Origin of the sequence: Jiangella sp. DSM 45060, from assembly GCF_900105175.1 — a bacterium.
Taxonomy (GTDB): domain Bacteria; phylum Actinomycetota; class Actinomycetes; order Jiangellales; family Jiangellaceae; genus Jiangella.
On record NZ_LT629771.1, the window covers coordinates 3,003,269 to 3,022,577 of the forward strand.

Annotated in this window: 14 protein-coding genes; 11 read left to right on the plus strand and 3 right to left on the minus strand. The window is 73.2% G+C overall.

Going from position 1 to position 19,309, the window contains the following annotated elements; all coding sequences use genetic code 11:
• Positions 1-5: 5 nt before the first annotated feature.
• Positions 6-1,322, minus strand: a complete 1,317-nt coding sequence (locus tag BLU82_RS13545) for a hypothetical protein (protein WP_092621064.1) — start codon at positions 1,320-1,322, stop codon at positions 6-8.
• 249 nt (positions 1,323-1,571) lie between these two features.
• Positions 1,572-2,921: an aspartate aminotransferase family protein gene (locus BLU82_RS13550; protein WP_092621067.1), complete on the minus strand. Its 1,350-nt coding sequence runs from the start codon at positions 2,919-2,921 to the stop codon at positions 1,572-1,574.
• 188 nt (positions 2,922-3,109) lie between these two features.
• On the opposite strand from BLU82_RS13550, the gene BLU82_RS13555 reads away from it, so the two are divergent.
• The 9 genes from BLU82_RS13555 to BLU82_RS13595 all read left to right on the plus strand — a co-directional run bounded on the left by BLU82_RS13555 (position 3,110) and on the right by BLU82_RS13595 (position 14,242).
• Complete coding sequence (locus BLU82_RS13555) at positions 3,110-4,141, plus strand: Gfo/Idh/MocA family protein (RefSeq protein WP_092621070.1); 1,032 nt, start codon at positions 3,110-3,112, stop codon at positions 4,139-4,141.
• Positions 4,138-5,499 carry an ABC transporter substrate-binding protein gene (locus BLU82_RS13560; protein ID WP_092621073.1) on the plus strand — a complete coding sequence of 454 codons (1,362 nt, stop codon included), beginning with the start codon at positions 4,138-4,140 and terminating at the stop codon, positions 5,497-5,499. The genes BLU82_RS13555 and BLU82_RS13560 overlap by 4 nt, the downstream gene beginning before the upstream one ends.
• Before the next feature lie 31 nt (positions 5,500-5,530).
• Positions 5,531-6,430 (plus strand): carbohydrate ABC transporter permease, encoded by a 900-nt coding sequence (locus tag BLU82_RS13565; protein WP_157740906.1) that lies wholly within the window; start codon positions 5,531-5,533, stop codon positions 6,428-6,430.
• Positions 6,430-7,341, plus strand: coding sequence for a carbohydrate ABC transporter permease (locus tag BLU82_RS13570; RefSeq protein ID WP_092621079.1), 912 nt, complete (start codon positions 6,430-6,432; stop codon positions 7,339-7,341). The genes BLU82_RS13565 and BLU82_RS13570 overlap by 1 nt, the downstream gene beginning before the upstream one ends.
• A 1-nt stretch (position 7,342) precedes the next feature.
• Positions 7,343-9,505, plus strand: coding sequence for a hypothetical protein (locus BLU82_RS13575; protein WP_092621082.1), 2,163 nt, complete (start codon positions 7,343-7,345; stop codon positions 9,503-9,505).
• An 8-nt stretch (positions 9,506-9,513) separates the two neighbouring features.
• The gene (locus tag BLU82_RS13580) at positions 9,514-11,457 is read left to right on the plus strand and encodes an amidohydrolase family protein (RefSeq protein ID WP_172885600.1); all 1,944 of its coding nucleotides are present in this window, start codon (positions 9,514-9,516) and stop codon (positions 11,455-11,457) included.
• A complete protein-coding gene (locus tag BLU82_RS13585) occupies positions 11,457-12,323 on the plus strand; it encodes a fumarylacetoacetate hydrolase family protein (RefSeq protein ID WP_197682928.1) in 867 nt (288 codons plus the stop codon). The genes BLU82_RS13580 and BLU82_RS13585 overlap by 1 nt, the downstream gene beginning before the upstream one ends.
• Positions 12,323-13,138, plus strand: coding sequence for a carbon-nitrogen hydrolase family protein (locus BLU82_RS13590; RefSeq protein ID WP_092621088.1), 816 nt, complete (start codon positions 12,323-12,325; stop codon positions 13,136-13,138). The genes BLU82_RS13585 and BLU82_RS13590 overlap by 1 nt, the downstream gene beginning before the upstream one ends.
• A gap of 276 nt (positions 13,139-13,414) precedes the next feature.
• On the plus strand, positions 13,415-14,242 hold the full coding sequence (locus BLU82_RS13595; protein WP_092621090.1) for a hypothetical protein: 828 nt from the start codon (positions 13,415-13,417) through the stop codon (positions 14,240-14,242).
• A 43-nt stretch (positions 14,243-14,285) separates the two neighbouring features.
• Here BLU82_RS13595 and BLU82_RS13600 read toward each other — a convergent pair whose 3' ends face one another.
• On the minus strand, positions 14,286-16,301 hold the full coding sequence (locus BLU82_RS13600) for a hypothetical protein (protein WP_092621093.1): 2,016 nt from the start codon (positions 16,299-16,301) through the stop codon (positions 14,286-14,288).
• Between the two features lie 130 nt (positions 16,302-16,431).
• Here BLU82_RS13600 and BLU82_RS13605 point away from each other — a divergent pair, with 130 nt between their 5' ends.
• Together BLU82_RS13605 and BLU82_RS13610 are read left to right on the plus strand one after the other, a co-directional pair.
• Positions 16,432-18,081: a hypothetical protein gene (locus tag BLU82_RS13605; RefSeq protein WP_092621096.1), complete on the plus strand. Its 1,650-nt coding sequence runs from the start codon at positions 16,432-16,434 to the stop codon at positions 18,079-18,081.
• Positions 18,078-19,307, plus strand: coding sequence for a DegT/DnrJ/EryC1/StrS aminotransferase family protein (locus BLU82_RS13610; protein ID WP_092621099.1), 1,230 nt, complete (start codon positions 18,078-18,080; stop codon positions 19,305-19,307). Before BLU82_RS13605 ends, BLU82_RS13610 begins: the two co-directional genes overlap by 4 nt.
• Positions 19,308-19,309: the final 2 nt, after the last annotated feature.

Consider the following 19,309-nt stretch of genomic DNA (forward strand, 5'->3'; position numbering starts at 1 on the left):
CGCGGTCAGTCCTTGTAGCGGACGAACAGCAGCGGGTGGAACGCAGGGTCGCCGCTGGTCTGGCCGGCCATCAGCATGCCGACGGTGGGCCGCCGGCTGTCGAATCCGGGCGGGACCCGGCTGCCCTGGCGCGCGCTGAGCAGGTTCGGCCACAGCGCGCCGACGACGCCGGGAATCGTGTGCCGCTCGATCGACCAGTCGACGCCGTCGGTGCTGGTGGCGACGACGAGCGCGGCGCCCTCGCTGGAGAACACGCTGATCTTCCCGTCCGGGCCGACCAGGATCTGCGAGTGGTTGTCCATCGGCCCGACCGCGACCGGGTCGCCGTCCAGGCCACGCTGGTAGTAGAGCGTGCCGACGCCGCCGTCGCGCCGGTAGAAGACGGTGTGGACGTCACCGTCCGGCCCGACGGTGAGGTCGGACGCGTCGACCCAGTTGCCGTCGCCGTCCGGTGCCGGGTTGCTCGTGAGCACCTCCTGGTGGCCGAAGGTCCGGCCGCCGTCGCCGGACGAGAACAGCAGCGCCGCGTCCAGGTAGGCGGAGTTCGGCGTGCCGAGCACGTACTGGCTGAAGCTCAGCGACACCTCGCCCGGCGCCGTCCCCGGCTGCACCCGCGGGTAGAGCCACGCGCGGCCGGCCGGCGGACTGCCGACCTTACTCGTGTGCACGTCCTCGCCGGTGACGGTGTCGAACACGTTGATCCACAGGTCCCAGCCGTCGACGGCGTACGCCGAGTACAGGTACCGGCCGGTCGGGTCGACCGCCATGCCCTGGTAGTACCGCTCGCTGCCGGCGGTGCGGATCGTGTGGTCGGTGAAGTCCGCGAAGTCCACCGAGCCGTCCGGGTTGCGATCGGTGAACTCCAGCCGCACCGGGTACACGGCGCCCACGTCGGCGCCCGGCGCCGGCTCGACGCCCGGGTAGCACTCGGCGCCGGTGTAGCAGGCCACCTGCAGGTGCAGGTCGCCCTCGCCGTCGACGAGCAGGCCGACCGGCTGGTAGACGTGCCCCGGCAGCCGCAGGACGGGCGTCCAGAGGGTGCCGTTGCGCGACCTCCATACCTGCGCCGACCACGGGTACTGCGCGCCGTCGCCGTCCAGCGTCGCGGCGTAGTAGAAGTGGCCGTCGTAGACCACCTTCGGGATCTGCGCGCCCCACGTCGGCACGACGTTCGTCACGGCCAGGTCGTCGGAGACGACGGACGCGCGGACGACGGCGGGCGGATCGGGGTCGGCGGCCGCGGATCCGCCGGCCCCGGCGAGGACGGCGGCCACGGCGGCCACCGTGGCGGCGGCGAGCAGGCGGGAACGGTGCGTGGGCATGGCGGCTCCCTGGTGTCGTTGGTGCCCCCGACGCTAGGGATCCGCCGCCGCCTCGGCAGGACGCCTGCTTGCCCTGCCGACCCCGATCTTGCCCGGTCAGCCCGCCCCGCCGACACCGTCGCACCAGACACCGACCCCGCCGCGCACCCGACCCGGGTGGGTGCGATCCCGCGTGGTGACACCCGCGCCAACTGTTGGCCGCTGTGCCACCACGCCCGGCAAGAGGTCTCCCGGCAGGAGGTAGCGCGGTCAGGGACGGAGGTCGTCGAACGCCCCGTCGCGGAGGACGTCGGCGACGATCTCGATGGTCTGGTCGACGTCGGCCTCGGTGTGGGCGGCGGACAGGAACCACAGGCCGCGCGGCACGATGTTGACGCCGCGGCGCAGCAGCCCGGCGTGCAGCCGGGCCATGCCCGCGCGGTCGGTCGCGGCGAAGTCGCGGTAGTCGCGAACGGCGCCGGCGCTGGTCAGGTAGGTCTGGAAGACCGGGCCCGGCCCGTCGACGAGCATCGGGACGCCCGCGCCGGCGGCGGCGGAGCGGATGCCGTCCATCAGCCGGCCGCCCAGCGTGCGCAGCCGCGGGTACAGCTCGTCGCCGTCGCGCCGCAGCCGGCCCAGCGTCGCGACGGTCGCGGCCATGCCGATCGGGTTGCTGTTGAAGGTGCCGGCGTGCCCGACGGTGCCCGCCGTGATCTGGTCCATCACCTCGGCGCGCCCGGCGATCGCGGCCACCGGCAGCCCGCCGGCGATCGCCTTGCCGTACACCGCGAGGTCCGGCACCACGCCGAACCACTCCTGCGCGCCGCCGCGGGCCAGCCGGAACCCGGTGATGACCTCGTCGAACACCAGCAGCGCTCCGGCGGCGGAGGTCTGCTCGCGCACCGCCTCGAGGAAGCCCGGCACCGGCGCGATGCAGCCGGTGTTGCACAGCAGCGGCTCCATGACGACCGCCGCGATCTCGTCGCGGTGCGCGGCCAGCAGCGCGGTGAACGCGTCGAGGTCGTTCCAGGGCGCGAGGACGAGGTCGGCGGCGGCGCTGGCCTGCTGGCCCCCGCTCGCGGCCACGGCGACCGGCGCCTCCCGCGGGCCGGCCGCGTCGACCGGCGGGTGCAGGCTCCACAGCGCGGCGTCCAGCCAGCCGTGGTAGTGCCCCTCGAACTTGAGGATCTTCTGCCGGCCGGTGAGGCCGCGGGCCAGCCGCCACGCGCCGATGACCGCCTCGGAGCCTACGGTGTTGAACCGCACCAGGTCCGCGCCCGGCACCATCGCCTGGACCAGCTCGGCCGCTTCGATCTCCAGCGGGTGCTGGCCGGCGTACGCCTGGCCGCGGGCGACCTGCCGGGTGACGGCCTCGACCACCTCGGGCGCGCTGTGGCCCAGGATCATCGGCCCCTGGCCGAGCACGTAGTCGACGTAGTCGTTGCCGTCGACGTCGGTGAGATGCGCGCCAAGAGCATGGTCGACGTAGACCGGCTCGGGCAGGCCACGCCGGGCGTCGCTGGACACGCCGGCGGGCAGCACGCGGCTCGCGCGGGCGGCCAGCTCGGCGCCGCGCCGCAGCGGCGTGCGGGTGCCTGCGGCGACGGTCGGGTTCGTCATCGATCCTCCTCGATCTGCGGTCGTCCGACCGTAGAGTCCCTCGTCACAGGCGTGTCAACCGCACACCGCCGTCACGGCGCAACAGGACAACTACGGGACCCTGACGACACGAACCGCGCTTGCTGGCGCCGTCGCGAGGCCCCTAGCGTGACGGCTCCGCCGCACAACCAACGGGAGGACGACGCATCGTGGACCAGCTCGGCATGGGCATCGTGGGGACGGGCATCATGGCCCGCCAGCACGCCGCCGTGCTCGCCGCCTACCACCGCAGCCGCGTGGCCGGGTGGAGCAGTCGCGACCCCTCGGCCGTCACCGGCCTGGACGAGTTCGGCCCGGCGCCGGTGCACGGCGACCTGGCCGAGTTGCTCGCCGACGACGCCGTCGGCGCCGTCCTCGTCGCCACCCCCGACCACGCGCACGCCGCGGCCGCGCTCGCCGCCATCGAGGCCGGCAAGCCCGTGCTGGTCGAGAAGCCGCTGGCCACCACGGCCGCCGACGCCCGCCGCATCCGGGACGCGGCGCGATCGGCCGGGGTCACCGCGATGACGCTCTACAACCACCGCTGGGTGCCGGCCTACTGGCAGGCGCACGAGCGGGCGGCCGGCGGCGCGCTGGGCACGCCGGTGCTGGCCTACGCCCGGAAGAACGACACGATCTACGTGCCGACGCAGATGCTGGACTGGGCCGACCAGACCTCGCCGTCGCTCTTCCTCTCCGGGCACGATCTCGACCTCATCCTGTGGTGCTTCGACGACCACGTGGTCGAGGTCTACGCGACCGCGGTGCACGGCGTGCTCCGCGACCGGGGCATCGACACCCCCGACGCCGTCCAGGCCCAGCTGCGCCTGGCCGGCGGCGCCGTCGTCACCGTCGAGGCCTGCTGGATCTACCCCGACACGTTCCCCACCATGACCGACTCGTTCCTCGAGCTGATCTTCAGCGACGCGGTGATCCACCTGGACCGCAAGCACGAGCAGATCGAGATCGCCACCCACGAGTCGTTCGCCTATCCGCGCAACCAGCTCGCGGGCCGGGTCGGCGGCAAGCCGTCCGGCTCGATCGCCGGCGCCGTCGAACACTTCGTCGACGCCGTGCTGGACGGCACCCCGCCGATCGTGTCGATCGACAGCTCGGTGCACGTCACCGAGGTCCTCGCCGCCATCGACCGGTCCTGGCGCTCCGGCCGGCCGGTCGACCTCACCGTGGAGTCCAACTCATGAAGACACGTTCGCTCCTCCGCGCCACCGCCGTGGCGACCGCCGTCATGCTGAGCCTGACGGCGTGCATCACCGGCTCCGACGACGGCGACGAGCCCGAGACCGAGAGCACCGGCGGCGGTGAGTCCGGCGGCGACGCCGCGGCCGAGATCACCGGCCCGCTCGAGGTCGTCAGCTTCTACCCCGAGGGCTCGCCCGACTTCGAACGGCTCAGCGGCCTGGCCGAGGAGTTCGAGACGCGGCACCCCGGCGTCGACGTCACGCTCACCTTCGGCGGCGGCCAGGACGTGCCGCAGATCGAGGCCCGCTGGCGCGCCGGCGACCCGCCGGACGTCAACTACGGCTTCCTCGACGCGTCCGCGCCCGACGGCGGCCCGTGGGTGTCGGCCGGCCAGGTGCTGCCGCTCGCCGACGCCATGGCGCAGCCGCTGGAGGGCTACGACGGCACCTGGGAGGAGGCGATCCTGCCCGGCGTGCTGCCGCTGCTCAGCGTCGACGACACCATCTACAGCGCGCCCGAGTCGGTGACCACGCTGCAGTTCTTCTACAACGCCGCGCTCTTCGCCGAGCACGGCATCGAGCCGCCGCAGACCTTCGAGGACCTCGTCGCCGCGGCCGACACGCTGAAGGCGGCCGGCGTCGCGCCGTTCACCGTCACCGGCACGTTCCTGCCGTACCTGCAGATGTACTGGGACTACCTGGCGCTGCGCCACATCGGGCTGGAGGGCCTGCAGCAGGCCATCGCCGGCGAGGTGGAGCTGGCGTCGCTGCCCGGCGCCGCCGAGGCCGCCGCTGACCTGGAGCGGCTGACGTCCAGCGGGTACTTCCTCGACGGCTTCCGCGGCGTCGACTTCACCTCGGCGCAGATGTCGTTCTTCCAGGGCGACGCGGCGATGATCCTCATGGGCTCGTGGCTGATCGGCGAGATGGCCGCCGCCATCCCCGAGGGCTTCGAGGTCGGCACGTTCGCGTTCCCGACGGTCGACGGCGGCAGCGGCGACCAGGACGGCCTGTTCGGCGGCACCAACGGGCAGATCGTCGCGAAGGACGGCGAGAACCCCGACGCCGCCGTGGCGTGGCTCCAGTTCGTCGCCGAGCCGGAGAACCAGACCGCCTACGTCCAGAACACCGGCGGCATCTCCGCCTACACCGGCATCGCCGCGCCGGAGGGCTTCGAGGACGTCACCGCCATGCTGGAGGAGGGCGCCGCGTTCGCCCCGTCCTACATGGGCATCCTCGCGCAGAGCCAGGAGGTCCAGAACGCCTACCAGCAGCCGATCGCGCAGCTGTTCTTCGGCGAGATCGACGGCGCCACCATGCTCAGCCAGATGTCCGACGGTCTGCGGTCGGCCGCGGGCTGACCGCCGCCCGTACCCGCGGAGAGGAGAAACGGTGCCACGCAGCCGGCCCAACCTGCTCGAGCGACAACGCCGCCGACTCGTGGTGCCGTTCCTCCTGCCCGCCCTGGTGCTGTACGCGCTGTTCATGCTCTACCCGGCGTTCACGACGTTCTACGTCGCGCTGACCGAGTGGGACGGCGTGAACGCACCGGAGTGGGTCGGCGCGGCCAACTTCACCCGGCTCACCGAGGACTCGCTGTTCAGCAGCACGATCACGCACACGATCGTGTTCACGGTGCTCGGCGCGCTGGTGCTGTTCCCCGGCGCGATGTTCTTCGGCTACGTGACGCAGCGGATGCGGCTGGGCCGGGTGTACCGGTTCCTCATCCTGGCGCCGGTCGCGCTGTCCGTCACCACCGCGGCGCTGCTGTGGAAGTTCCTGGTCGACCCGAACTTCGGCGCGGTGCAGAGCGTGCTGCGCGCCGTCGGGCTGGACTCGCTCGCGTCGGTGGAACTGCTCGGACGGCCGTCGACGGCCATGCTCATGGTGGTGCTGGCGACGGTCTGGCACGGCATCGGGCTGTGGATGATGTTCTTCGCGGCCGCCGCCGAGCGGGTACCGGCCGAGCTCAAGGAGGCCGCGACGCTCGACGGCGCCAGCTCGTTCCAGGTGTTCCGGCACGTCGTCTGGCCGCTCATGTGGGAGGTCACCCGGACGCTGCTGATCCTCTGGATGATCCAGGGCCTGCAGACGTTCGCGTTCATCATCGCGATGACGAACGGCGGCCCGCTGCGCGCCACCGAGGTGATCGGCACCTACCTCTACAAGGTCGCGTTCGCGTCGTCCGAGTTCGGCTACGCCGCGGCCATCGCCGTCGTGCTGTTCGCGGCGATCCTCGTCCTCACGCTGCTCTCCCAGCGGCTCACCCGGCGCGAAAGCGAGCAGTACTGATGACGACCCCGACCGCCACCCCGCCGGCCGCCGTCGCCGCCGCTCCCCCGCCGGCGCCGTCGTCGCAGCGACGCCGGCCACCGGTCCGGCCCGGCCGCCTGCTCAGCCATCTCGCGCTCGTGTCGTACTGCCTGACCTCGGTCAGCGCGTTCGTCTGGTGCGTCATGGTGTCGCTGAAGACGAACCCGGAGTTCTTCTCCAGCAGCCCGTGGTCGCTGCCGCGGGACCCGCAGTTCGGCAACTACGCCGAGGCGTGGAACGGCGCGCAGATCAGCCGGTTCTTCCTCAACAGCCTCTACGTGACGGTCACCAGCGTCGGCGTCAGCCTGCTGTTCGCGGTGATGGCGGCGTACGTGCTGGCCAGGGTCGACTTCCCGGGCCGGTCGGTGGTGCGGCTGGTGTTCCTCAGCGGCCTGATGATGCCGGCCTTCCTGGTGATCGTGCCGCTGTACTTCCTGCTCCGGAACCTCGGGCTGCTCGGTTCGCTGCACGGGCTGGTGCTGGTGTACATCGCCACCCAGATCCCGTTCAGCATCTACCTGCTGAGCAGCTTCTTCCAGTCGCTGCCGAAGGAGCTGGAGGAGGCCGCGTGCATGGACGGCGCCTCGCCGACCCGCACGTTCTTCTCCGTCGTGCTGCCGCAGGTGTCGCCGGCGGTCGCCAGCGTGGCGCTGCTGAACACGCTGACGATCTGGAACGAGTTCTTCTTCGCCCTGGTGTTCCTCACCGACCCGCAGCAGCAGACGATCCCCGTCGGCCTGCTCGGCCTGTCGGTGAACGCGCAGTACAGCGCGAACTGGGTGCAGCTGTTCGCGGGCCTGGTGATCACCATGATCCCGATGCTCGTGCTCTTCGCCTTCGCGCAGGAACGCATCGCGCGGGGCGTCAGTGTCGGCGCGTTGAAGGGCTGAGATGACCGACGTACGGCTGAGTGTCAGCGAGGAGATCGGCGTCGCCCGGTCCGGCGAGGTGGTGGTGTGCGGCGTGCCGGTGTCCTCTGACGGCCCGCTGGCGGTGCTGGTGGACGGCGCTGTGGTGCCGCACCAGTCGCTGTGGCGGCGGGGCGGGTGGGTGGGCCTGGCGTTCCCGGTGTCCGTCGGCGCGCGGGCGTCGGCGGAGGTGGTCGTGCGGCCGGCGGGTGAAGCTGGTCCCCCGCCGGCCGTGACGTCCGCCGCCGGGGTGTCCGGGCTGTCGCTGACGACGGGCGTGGTCACGGCGGAGCTCGGGCTGTCCCCGTTCACCGTCGCGGTTCCCGCCCTCGGGGTGCCCGCGGCGTCCGTGGTCCTGGTCGACGGCGACGGCGTCCGGCACGCCGCAGTGGTGCCGGCCGGCGGCGTCACCGTCACGCAGGCCGGGCCGCTGCTCGCGGAGGTCACGCTGAACGGGCGGTACGGGTCCTCGTGGGGGTTCACCGCCCGGCTGACGGCGCGGGCCGGCGCCGCCGCGGTGGACGTCGCCGTCGGGCTGGTCAACGACGACGACGCGGCCGAGAGCGAGGTCGCCGAGTGGTCCGTCGAACTGGACACCGGGCCGGTGGCGACCGCCGTCACCGGCGTCTTCAGCGCCGCCCACCGCGGCCTGCCGCCGTACGCCGTCCAGCACCGAGGCGAGGGCCATCCGCGCGGCATCTTCGCGACGTCGCAGGTGGTGGGCGGGTCCTCGTGGGAGGACGTGAGCGACCCGGACTACGCGACCCGCTGGGAGTGGGCCGAGCTGCACGGCCGTCAGGCGGTGAACTGGCTGGTCGCCTCGCGAGTGGGCGGCGACGATGTCACCGTCGCCGTCCACCGGTTCGCCGAGAACCACCCGAGCGACCTCGCGGTGTCACCGTCCGGCGTCACCGTCCAGTTCTGGCCGTCCGACGCGGGCGCGCTGCGGCTCACACAGGGCGCGGCGAAGACCCGCCGGCTGCGGCTGACCGGCGGCGACGACCGGCGGGCCGGCCCGGTGCTGGACTCGCCGCTGGTGCCGTCGCTCTCCGGTCCGCCGGTGCCCGGCTACCTGCCGTACCTGCCGGAGCGGTACCCGAACCTGGAGTCGCACATCCGCGAGGAGCTGTCCGGCTGGTACCAGTCCGGGCAGTCGCTGGGCTTCCACGACTTCGGCGACAGCGTGCAGGGCATCACGTCCGGCCCGCGCACCGGGTACAGCGCGAACAACGAGCACGACGCGCTGCTGGCGCTCTCGTTGCACTACCTGCGCTCCGGCGAGCGGGCGTACTACGACTCCGCCGAGGCCTACGCCGACCACCTGTGCGACGTCGACCTCATCCACCACAGCGCCCACCCGCACGAGGTCGGCGGGCTGCGCGCGCACGGGCGGGCGCACGTGCACTACGTGTCGGCGCGCACGGCGGCCGGGCCGGTGCGGACGTCGATCGACACCGGGCACCTGTGGACCGAGGGGCTGGTGCTGTTCGGGTCGCTGTCCGGCTCGTCGGTGTACCTCGACGCCGCGCGGCGGGTGGCCGACTGCATCGTCGGGCTGGTCGACCTCGGCTGGACCCGGCCGGAGCCGGGGCCGCGCAACAGCGGCTGGCCGCTGATGGCGCTGTGCGCGGTGGCCTCGGCGACCGGTTCGGCCGAGTATGTCGACGCCGCGGAGCGGACGGCGAAGGCGGCGGTGGCCGCGCAGCACCCGGACGGGCGCTGGCTGATGCGGCTCGGCCTGGCCGACGACTACTGCGCCTGGCAGAACGCCGTCCTGCTGATCGGGCTGGCCCGGCTGCAGGCGCTGTCGCCGTCGGCCGAGGTCGCAGCGGCATTCTCTGCCGGGGCGCGGGCGCTGCTGACCCTGGGCCGCAACCGCGACGGCAGCTTCGTCTACCTGTCCCGGTTCGACTACCGGTGGGCGAACCGGTCGGCGCTGATCCGCGAAGCGCTGGCGCTGGCCTTCGACGCCACCGGCGACGACGCGTACCTGCGGGCCGGGCTGGCCGGCGGGTCGCGCTGGTACCGGCCGCGGTCGGTCGCGCCGGCGTTGAGCAACGACGTCGCCGAGTGGCGCGGCCACCTGCCGTTCCTGCTGCGGGCGCACGAGGCGGGGCTGCTCACCGACCTGCCGGACGCCGGATGAGCGGCGCCGTGCGGATCGACGCCAACGTCGTCCTCGGGCCCTGGCCGTCCGACGCGTCCGCCTCGTGGTCCGTGGCCGACGTGTCGCGGCACCTGGACCGCTTCGGCCTGTCCCACGCCGTCGTGCGGTCGGCGGAGGCCGTCACGTACGACGCGGCGTCCGGGAACGCGTCGCTGCTGGCGGCGGTGGCTGGTGATCCGCGGCTGCTGCCGGCGTTCGTGCTCGGGCCGCTGGACGCGGGCGAGCACGGCCCGCTGCCCCTTGGTGTCCGCGCGGTGTGGCTGCTGCCGGCGCGGCACGGGTGGAGTCTCACGGGACCGGAGGCCGGCTCGCTGCAAGACGTGCTGCGGCGGGCCGGTCTCCCCGTGTTCCTCGACCTCGAGGAGACCGACTGGGCCGGCATCGACGCATGGTGCGCCGCGCTGCCGTCCGTCGACGTCGTCGTCTGCGGGATCGGGTACCGGACGCTGCGGCAGGCGCTCCCCGTCCTCGACCGCCACCCCCACCTGCACGTCGACCTCTCCTACCTCGCCGCGCTGGACGGGCTGGAGCTGCTGGCCGCCCGCTACGGCGCGTCACGGCTGCTGTTCGGCACCGGCGCACCGGTCCGCGACGAGGCGGCGCCGTCGTTCCTGCTGTCGCGCTCCGGATTGTCCGACGACGACCGGGCGCTCGTGGCGGGCGGGACCGCGGCCCGGCTGCTCGGCCTCGCCGAACCTCCGGTCGTTCCCGCGGCCCCGGCGCAGGCCGCCACCTCTGCGCAGCCCGCCGCCGTCCACGCCAGCTCTGCGCAGCCCGCCGCCGTCACCGCGACCTCTGCGCAGCCCGCTGCCGCCACTCCCGCCACCCCAGCGCCGTCCGCTGCCGCCGCTCCCGCCACCCCAGCGCAGCCCGCTGCCGCCGTTCACGCCACCTCTGCGCCGTCCGCTGCCGCCGTTCCCGCCACCCCAGCGCCGTCTGCCGCCGCCGTTCACGCCACGTTCTCACGGCCCGCCCGTAGGGTGGGAGCCCTCCCGGCCGGGCGGGGTCCGGCTACGGTCGCGAACGCGATAAACGCCGCCGATCGCCCGGCCGACGCCGACCCGGACAGCCACACCGACCCGGACAGCCACACCGACCCGGACAGCCACACCGACCCGCACGGCCACACCGACCCGGGCGGCCGCGCCGAGCTGCCGGACATCGTCGACGCGCATGCTCATCTGGGCCGCTGGCCGTCGTCGTGGCTGCCGCACCCCGACGCGGACTCGTTGCTGGCCGCGTACGACCGCACCGGCACCCGGCACGCCGTCATCTCGCACCTGAGCGCCATCTGGGGCGGCGACGCGCCCGCCGGGAACGCCGCCGCGCTGGCCGCCGCGGCCGAGTACCCGGACCGGCTCTCCGTATGGTTGGTCGCGAACCCGAACCGGCCGCACGACGCCGAACTGCTGACCGAGCAGCTGCGCTCGCCGCTCGTGCGCGGGTTCAAGGTGCACCCCGACACCCACGACTGCCCGATCGACGACGCCCGGTACGACTGGGTGTGGCGCCTGGCGCTGAACGCGTCGGTCCCGGTGCTGGCGCACGGGTTCGCCGGGACGACGCACAGCGACCCGCTGCTGTTCGGCCACGTCGCCGCGCGGCACCCCGAGCTGCCGCTGATCGTCGGCCATTCCGGCGCCACCGTCGACGGCTTCCGCCGCACCATCGACGTCGGGCTGCGGCACCCGTCCATCCTGGCCGAGACCTGCGGCTCCTGGATGACCGGCCGGTGGCTGCGCCGCCTCGTCGCGGCCCTGGGCGGCGGCCGGGTGCTGCACGGCACCGACGCGTGCCTCATCGATCCCCGGTACGGCGTCGGGCGGGTGCTCGGCGCCGGTCTCGACCCGGCCGATCTGGCCCTCGTGCTCGGCGGCAACGCCCGCCGGGTGCTCGGGCTGCCTTCTCCGTCACTGCTTGGAGGTCACTGATGTTCCTCTGCCGTATCCGCACCGACGCCGGCGTCGTCCCCGCCGTCCGCCTCGACGACGAGACACTGCTCGACCTGACGCCCGTCGCCGGCGCGGCCGGGGACGACCTGGTCGTGCTGGCCGCGATGCCCGGGCTGGCGGACGCCGTGGCGTCGCTCGCGGGGTCCGGCGTGCGGATCCCGGTGGCGTCGGCGCGGTTCGAGGTGCCGGTCGCCCGCCCGCAGAAGATCGTCTGCGTCGCTCTCAACTACGTCGCGCACGCCGAGGAAGGCGCGCAGGCCGTCCCGACCGAGCCGGTGATCTTCTTCAAGCCGCCGTCGTCGCTGCTGCCGCACGGTGAGACCGTCCGCTGCCCGGAACGGTCGTCGCGGCTGGACTTCGAGGTCGAGCTGGCGGTCGTCATCGGCACCCGCGCCCGCGACGTCGCGGTCTCCGGCTGGCGTGACGTCGTCGCCGGCTACACCGTCCTCAACGACATGACGGCGCGCGACCTCCAGCTGGTCGCGATCGAGAAGAACCAGCCGTGGGACCACAGCAAGGGCTTCGATACGTTCGCGCCGTGCGGCCCGTACCTCGTCACGGCCGACGAGATCGCCGACCCCGGGAACCTCGACCTGTCGTTGACGACCGACGGCGTCCTACGCCAGTCGTCGAACACCCGGCACATGGTGTTCGGCGTGCCGGAGCTGATCTCCGTCATCTCGGCCGGGATCACCCTCGAGCCGGGCGACATCATCGCCACCGGCACCCCGTCCGGCATCGGCCGGGTCGACGACGGCGGCACCATGGTCGCCACCGTCGAGGGTGTCGGCTCGCTGGTCAACCCGGTCGCGTACGACCGCGCCGCCGTCGCCGCCCCCGCCTGATGCCCGTCACGGTCGCCTGCGCCCAGGTCGCTCCGGTCCTGGGCGCGGTCTCCGTCAACCTGGACGCGATGGCGGCGCAGGCCCGCTCCGCCGCCGCGGCCGGAGCGTCGCTGGTGGTCTTCCCCGAGTGCGCCGTCACCGGGTACCCGTTCTCCCGCACCGACGCCGCCGCCGTCGCCTCGCCCGCCGACGGCCCGGTGGCGGAGCGGCTGGGCGCCCTCGCCGCCTCCCTGGGCGTCCACCTCGCCGCCGGCGTCATCGAGTCCTCGGGCGCCGACCTCTACGACGCGCTGTCCCTGTTCGGCCCCGACGGCGCGCGGCTGGCGACGTACCGGAAGGCGCACCTGTTCAGCACCGAACGGACGGTCTACGCGCCCGGCTCGGCGCCGGTCGTCGTGCCGACGGCGCTGGGTGCCCTCGGCCTGACGGTCTGCTACGACCTGATCTTCCCCGAGTACGTCCGCGCCCTCGTCGACGCCGGCGCGTCGATGATCGTCAACGCGACCAACTGGATCACCGACCCGTGGCAGACCGGCATGGGCTGGGACGGGCCGATGGTGCGGTCGCTGGCGCGGGTGCGGGCCCTGGAGAACGGCGTGCCGGTGGTGATGTCGTGCCTGGCCGGCTCGGGTGGCGGGTTCACCAGCATCGGCCACTCCACCATCGCCGGCCCCTCCGGCCGCGTCCTCGCCTCCCTCGACGCCGCCGAAGGCCTCGCCCTCGCCGAGCTGCCCGCCGACGACGACGCCGACGCCCGCCGCTGGTCCGCCCTGGCGACCTACCGCGCCGACCGCCGCCCCGACCTCTACGGCTGACTGTCTTTACATTCGAGTTCCTCACTGCTGATCTTGTGGGTGGCACACTGCCACCGTGGCTGGCTGGGGCAGGCACGTCTCCAGAGTCGCCCCAGCGGCAGACCCAGGGGGACGACGATGCACGATCACCACGGCCATAGGCCTGGCCACTCCGCCCTCGAGGGCTGAGACGTGAATGGTCACGACCAAGAACGCAGCCCGTCCGGGCCTCCTTCGAGCGCGGCTCGACTTCGCCGTATCGTCTCGAACGCCTTCGGACGGTCCTGGTGGCAGGGCGTGAGCGCGATCATGGCGATCGCCGCAGTGGTTCTGACGGTCGTCCAACTCAGCGGCGATGGCGCAGAGCCGACCGGCGACCGTTCCACGACTGCTGACAATTCCGGCGCCGTCGGCGACTGTTCCGCAGTAGGCCAGGACAACACGATCACATGTGTGGAGGAGGCACCCACGCCACCCAGCTACGCCGACCTCGAGGCCGTCCCGAGTTTCCCTTCCGACTATGTGGTCTTCGGTGACCTCGACGCTTTGCCGCCGCCACCCGAAGTCCGTGAGGAAGAACTGTTCTCCAGGTGCGAAGAATGGGAAGGCTGGCTGGAAGACGTCGCCGCCGTTCGTGCCTCGCCCGACTTCGACATCACGGTCGCTGCAGGGGCTGAGGACCTCGTGATCATCTCCGACATTCGCCCGGTCATCGTGCGCAAGCAGCCAGCGCCGGAGCACTCATCAGTGGTCCGCTGCACCTATGGTGGAGGACTTTCTCCGGGTTACGAGGTCCACCTCGACCTGGCCTCGGCATCGAGTTCTCTCGTGGATCTCGAACGCGACAGTTCGGCGGCCATGCCACCCGCCACCCTCTCCCTGGCCGACGCCGGCGCGTTCGGGGTGTCTGCGAAGGTCGCTTCCGCGGAAGGCTATGTCTACGAAGGGTACTTTCAGGTGTTCTGCTCGGTAAATGGCATAGACGAGATCTTCACGTATGGCAGCCCTCAGGAGCCGATCGCGTGGCTGGGCGGCGCGAATCTCCTGCCGCCAGAACTGGTCTACGGGTGGAACCACGTCACGCACGCCTGGGCTCGCGGGCTGGATCCCGCCTTCGTCGAGTAGGCCCGGACCGCCGAAGCGGTCCGGGCCCTCGTCGTCGGTCAGGTCACGGAGTCCAGCGCATGACCTTGGTCCCGCTCCCCCAGTACACCCGCCCCTCGTCGTCGAAGGCGATGGTGCGGTAGTAGCCGCCGCCCACCTCGGCGAGGGTGGTGACGGCGTCAGTGGCGGGGTCGATGCGGAACAACGCCCCGCCGGTGCCGTACACCAGCCCGTCCGGGCCGGTGGCCAGCGCGTTCGCCGACCCCAGCGGGAACGCGCCGAGCCGGGTCACCTCACGGGACGACGGGTCGAAACGGAACCACTGGCCGTCGAGCGTCGAGCCGTAGACCTGGCCGTTGCCGGCCACCGCCAGCGAGGCGATCCACGTCGAGCCTGGCACCGGCACCACCGCATGCGTCACCGTCGAGGACGCCTCGTCGAACACGAGCAGCTGGGCGTCGCCGGAGGCCGTGACGCCGTCGCCGTGGGTGGTGGAGCCGACGTAGATCTCGCCGGAGCCGGCGGCCAGCGCGAACAGGTTCTGGTCACCGGCCAGCCCCCGCCACGACGACACCGAGTGCGTCGCCGGGTCGATCCGCGACAGCGCCCCGCCCAGCTGGCCGTACGCCGCCCCGGAGGCGAGGAACACGTCGCCGGACGAGCCCTGGACCATGTCCCACGGCCGGTACTGCTCGTCGCCGACGGGGCCGAGGTCGAGCGGGTTCGACGCGGACGGGTCGACGCCTGGGGCCCAGGGCCGCGCGGGGTCGTAGACGGTGACGACGTTGTGGGTGTACGAGCCCATGTACAGCTCGTCGTCCGTCGCCGCCAGCGACAGGATCTCCCCGCTCCGTCCGGCCGCGACCCCGCCGAGCACAGTCGTCGCGCCGGAGTCGGGGTCGATCCGGAACAGCGCGTTCGTCTCGTACGTGCCGCCGTAGATCGCGCCCTCCGGCCCGGTCCGCAGCGCCGTCACGTTGCTGCCGGAACCGGCGAAGGACAGCTGCGACGTCACGACCTCGCCGGTCTCCGGGTTGTACCGGCCGAACAGCCCCTTCGACCCGACGCCGACCAGCCACTGCGACCCGTCGTCGAGAACGGCCCGCGACACCTGACCGGACACCCACGACGCGTCGGTCTGCCACTCGCAGCCGCCGGTGCGGAAGTCGTAGCGGACGATGCCGTACGCGGAATCCGGGCAGGATCCGACGGCGTACGCCTCGTGTCCCGAGATGGGCACGATGCCGGTCCCGGTCAGCCCCGGCACCTCGCCGGCGAACACGGTCCGCGTGCCGCGCAGCTCGAACCGCAGCACCCGCTGGTCCGGCACGACCAGCTGCACCAGCAGGTTGGTGCCGACGACGGCCGCGTTGTAGGCGAAGGAGTAGCCCGCGTACTCGGGCGGCAGGATCGACGTCGCGACGCCGGTGCGGGTGTCGACGATGTTGGCCGACGCAGGGGTGCCGCCGCCGACGAAGACGCGACGGCCGTCCAGGGGCACGATCGCCTTCGCGTAGAGCCGGTCCTGCTGGACCGTGCCGAGGTCGGTCAGCTCCGACGACGACTGGTCGTACGAGAACAGCTTCCCCGACGGGTACGTGCCGAGGTAGGTCTTGCCGCCGCGGCCGGCGCCGACCCCGAAGAAGAACGTGTGCCCGATGTCCGTCTCGTCGGTGGTGGCGACGATCCCCAGCTGCTCGGTCGCCGGGTCGTAGCGCCACAGGTGCGCCCGCCCGTCGCCGTGCTGGGTGGCGAGGTACACGCGCCCGTCCGAGCCGAGTGACGTGTGGTAGCCGCCCCACGAGTCGGGCATCGGCAGCTCCTCGACCAGTTCGCCGGTCTCGACGTCGATGGCGAAGAACGTGACGCCGGGCGAGCTGGCCGCGTAGGTGCTGCCGTACAGGGTGGGACGGCCGTCGCGGTCGGCGCCGACGACGCTGTCCAGGATGAGGAAGTTCGAGATCGGCATGCCGAGGTCCTCGACGGTGCCGGTCGTGGCGGGTGCGGCGGGGGCCGCGGCGCCCGCGGTGGCCGTCGTCATCAGGACGGCGGCGAGCACAGCGGTGATCCATCTGAGCATCCGGGTCTCCTCTGCTAGGTGGCCCGCACGCTAGAGGTGCCGGCGCGCTTCGCCCAGGCGCGTGTTTGCGCACTCCAGAGGGCAAGAATGCGTCCTGTGCCGGCCGGTCGCGGTGCCTATCGTGGCCGCAATGATCCGCATCATCACCGACCGGAAGGCGGCCGAGGCGGCCCGGCGCGACGGCCGCGACGTGTGGTCGGCGCCGGCCGCCGTGGAGGCGCTGGCCGTACTCGGCGTCCCGGCCACCGTCCACGACGTCGCCGACGGACCACTGCCGGCCACGACCGCGCCCGTCCTCGTCGTCGACCATCCCGGCGATGCCGCGGCCGCCCTGCTGGCGTGGACGGCGGACGGCGGCGGGCTGGTGGTCTGCGGACACGACGCGGGCTGGACCGGCATTGCGGCGTTCCCGGCGCCCGACAACGCCCTCGCCGAGGTCGGTGGGCAGCGGCTGCGCGCCTTCGGCGGCTGGGCCCTCGGCGAGACCGGCGAGGTGGTCGCCCGCTGGGCCGACGGCCGCCCGGCGATCGTCACGGTGCCGCACGGACGCGGCACCATCGCCGTCGTCGGGCCGGACCTGTGGCACACGCTGGTGCGGATCGCCCAGGGCCACCCGGTGCACGCCGACGGCGTCGCGCCCGCGGACGGCTCGGCGCCGGTCGACGACGGCTGGCTGAAGACCGACGACGGCATCGCGCTCTCGTGGACCGAGGACCGCGCCGTCCCCGACCCGGACGCCCCCTACGAGCACGTCCACCCGCCGGCGCGCAGCCTGCCGTACTTCGCCACCGCGCAGGCCGACCGCTGGCGCGAGGTCCTCCTCGGCCTGCTCCTCGACAGCGGCGAGGTGCTCCCTCTGGTCGCGCCGTGGCCGGACGGCGCGCCCGCCGCCGCGCACGTCAGCCACGACTCCGACGCCAACGACGACCCGTCCGCCCGCGCCGCGCTGGACGCGTTCGCCGCGGCGGACGTGCCGGTGACCTGGTGCTTCCTGTACCCGGGCGGCTACTCGCAGGCCGTGTACGACGAGGTGGTGGCGGCCGGGCACGAGCCGGGGCTGCACTACAACGCGATGCTCGACACCCCGGACTGCACGTGGGGCTTCGACCGGCTGCGCGACCAGCTGGCCTGGGCGACGTACCAGGTGCGCGGCGCGGCGATCGTCACGAACAAGAACCACTTCACCCGCTGGGAGGGGTGGGACGAGTTCTACCTGTGGTGCGAGCGGCTGGGCCTGCGGGTCGACCAGAGCCACGGGCCGAGCGTCCAGGGCGCCGTCGGCTTCCCGTTCGGCACCTGCCACCCGCACCACCCGATCACCGGCGCCGCGCACGGCAACCGGCCGATCGACGTGCTCGACCTCCCGCTGCAGACCCAGGACCTCTGGCTCACCTGCACGGACGAGGTGCGGGACGGGTTCGTGGACGAGGCGCTGCGCCGGCACGGCGTGGTGCACCTGCTGTTCCACGGCCAGCACCTGCAGCACCACGCCGAGGTCCGCGCGTCCTTCGCCGCGACGGTCGCCCGGCTGCGCGCCGCCGGGGTCAGGTTCTACACCAGCGTCGCGCTGGCCGACTGGTCGGAGCGACGGCGCGCGCTGCGGGTCCACCTGACCGGCCTCACCGTCACCGTCGAGGGCGACGTCGAGGGCGTCGCGCTGCTGCTCCCGCCGCACCTCGTCCCGGCCGGCGCCGAGCGGCACGAGCGGGTGCAGCGCTACGGCCGCGCCTTCACCCAGGTGCACCTCGACGGCCACAGCCTGCGGCTGGTCGCGGCATGAGCCGGCTCGCCGTCGACGGCGGGACGCCGGTGCGCACGCGCCCGTTCCCCACCGTCCTCGACCCGGCCGGCCGGACGTTCGGCGCCGAGGAGCGCGCCGCCGTGCTCGAGGTGCTGGACGGCGCCGTGCTCAACTCCTCCGCCGGCGGGCCGTGGCTGCCCGACCTGGAGGCGACGATGGCACGGCTGCACGGTGGCGGGCACGCCGTCGCCAGCTCGTCCGGGACGGCGGCGCTGCACCTGGCGGTCGCGGGCATCGATCCGGAGCCGGGCGACGAGATCGTCACGACTCCCCTGACCGACTTCGGCACCATCGCCGCGATCCTCGCCCAGAACGCCGTGCCCGTCTTCGCCGACGTCGACCCGCTGACCGGCAACCTCGACCCGGCGTCGGTCGAGGCCTGCCTGTCGCCGCGCACCCGCGCCATCCTGGTCGTGCACCTGTTCGGGGCGGCCGCGCAGGTCGCCGAACTGCGTGCCCTGGCCGACCGCGCCGGCGTCGCGCTGATCGAGGACTGCGCGCAGGCCTACCTCGCCCGGCCCGCCCCGGACGCCCCGCCGGTCGGGACGTACGGCGCCGCCGGCTGCTTCAGCCTGCAGCAGTACAAACACGTGACCGCGGGCGACGGCGGGCTCTGCCTCACCGGCGACGCCGCGCTGGCCGAGCGGATGCGGCTGTTCGCCGACAAGGCGTGGCCGCGCGACCAGGGCCGGTTCCACCAGTTCCTGGCGCTGAACTACCGGATGACCAACCTCACCGCCGCGGTCGCCGCCGTCCAGTTGCGCCGGCTGCCCGGTGTGGTGGAGCGGCGGCGCCGCCTGGCGGCCCGGCTGCTCGCCGCCGTTCGCGACGTGCCCGGCGTGCACCTGCCCGAGCGCGCCGACCTGCACGCGTGGTGGGTGCTGCCGCTCGTGGTCGACGGCGGCAACCGGCGCTGGGCGGACGCGCTGACGGCGGAGGGCGTACCCGCGCACGCGGGCTGGCTGCGGTCGCCGGTCTACCTGTACCCGGCGCTGGCCGAGCGGCGCACGTACGGGACCTCCGCGTTCCCGCTGACCAGCCCGCCGGCCCGGCGCGACTGGACCTACCGGCGCGGGCTCTGCCCGGTCACCGAGCGGCTGATCGACGACACCCTCGTGGTGCTGCCCTGGAACGAGAACTACACCGACGCCGACGTCGACGACATCGCCGCCGCCCTCGTGAAGGTGGCGGCGGCGTTGTCGTGAGC

Bases quoted from the DNA above. Each gene is read 5' to 3' on its own strand.
- BLU82_RS13545 (WP_092621064.1), bottom strand. From the start codon at position 1,322: ATGCCCACGCACCGTTCCCGCCTGCTCGCCGCCGCCACGGTGGCCGCC.
- BLU82_RS13550 (WP_092621067.1), bottom strand. From the start codon at position 2,921: ATGACGAACCCGACCGTCGCCGCAGGCACCCGCACGCCGCTGCGGCGC.
- BLU82_RS13560 (WP_092621073.1), top strand. From the start codon at position 4,138: ATGAAGACACGTTCGCTCCTCCGCGCCACCGCCGTGGCGACCGCCGTC.
- BLU82_RS13570 (WP_092621079.1), top strand. From the start codon at position 6,430: ATGACGACCCCGACCGCCACCCCGCCGGCCGCCGTCGCCGCCGCTCCC.
- BLU82_RS13575 (WP_092621082.1), top strand. From the start codon at position 7,343: ATGACCGACGTACGGCTGAGTGTCAGCGAGGAGATCGGCGTCGCCCGG.
- BLU82_RS13585 (WP_197682928.1), top strand. From the start codon at position 11,457: ATGTTCCTCTGCCGTATCCGCACCGACGCCGGCGTCGTCCCCGCCGTC.
- BLU82_RS13590 (WP_092621088.1), top strand. From the start codon at position 12,323: ATGCCCGTCACGGTCGCCTGCGCCCAGGTCGCTCCGGTCCTGGGCGCG.
- BLU82_RS13600 (WP_092621093.1), bottom strand. From the start codon at position 16,301: ATGCTCAGATGGATCACCGCTGTGCTCGCCGCCGTCCTGATGACGACG.
- BLU82_RS13605 (WP_092621096.1), top strand. From the start codon at position 16,432: ATGATCCGCATCATCACCGACCGGAAGGCGGCCGAGGCGGCCCGGCGC.
- BLU82_RS13610 (WP_092621099.1), top strand. From the start codon at position 18,078: ATGAGCCGGCTCGCCGTCGACGGCGGGACGCCGGTGCGCACGCGCCCG.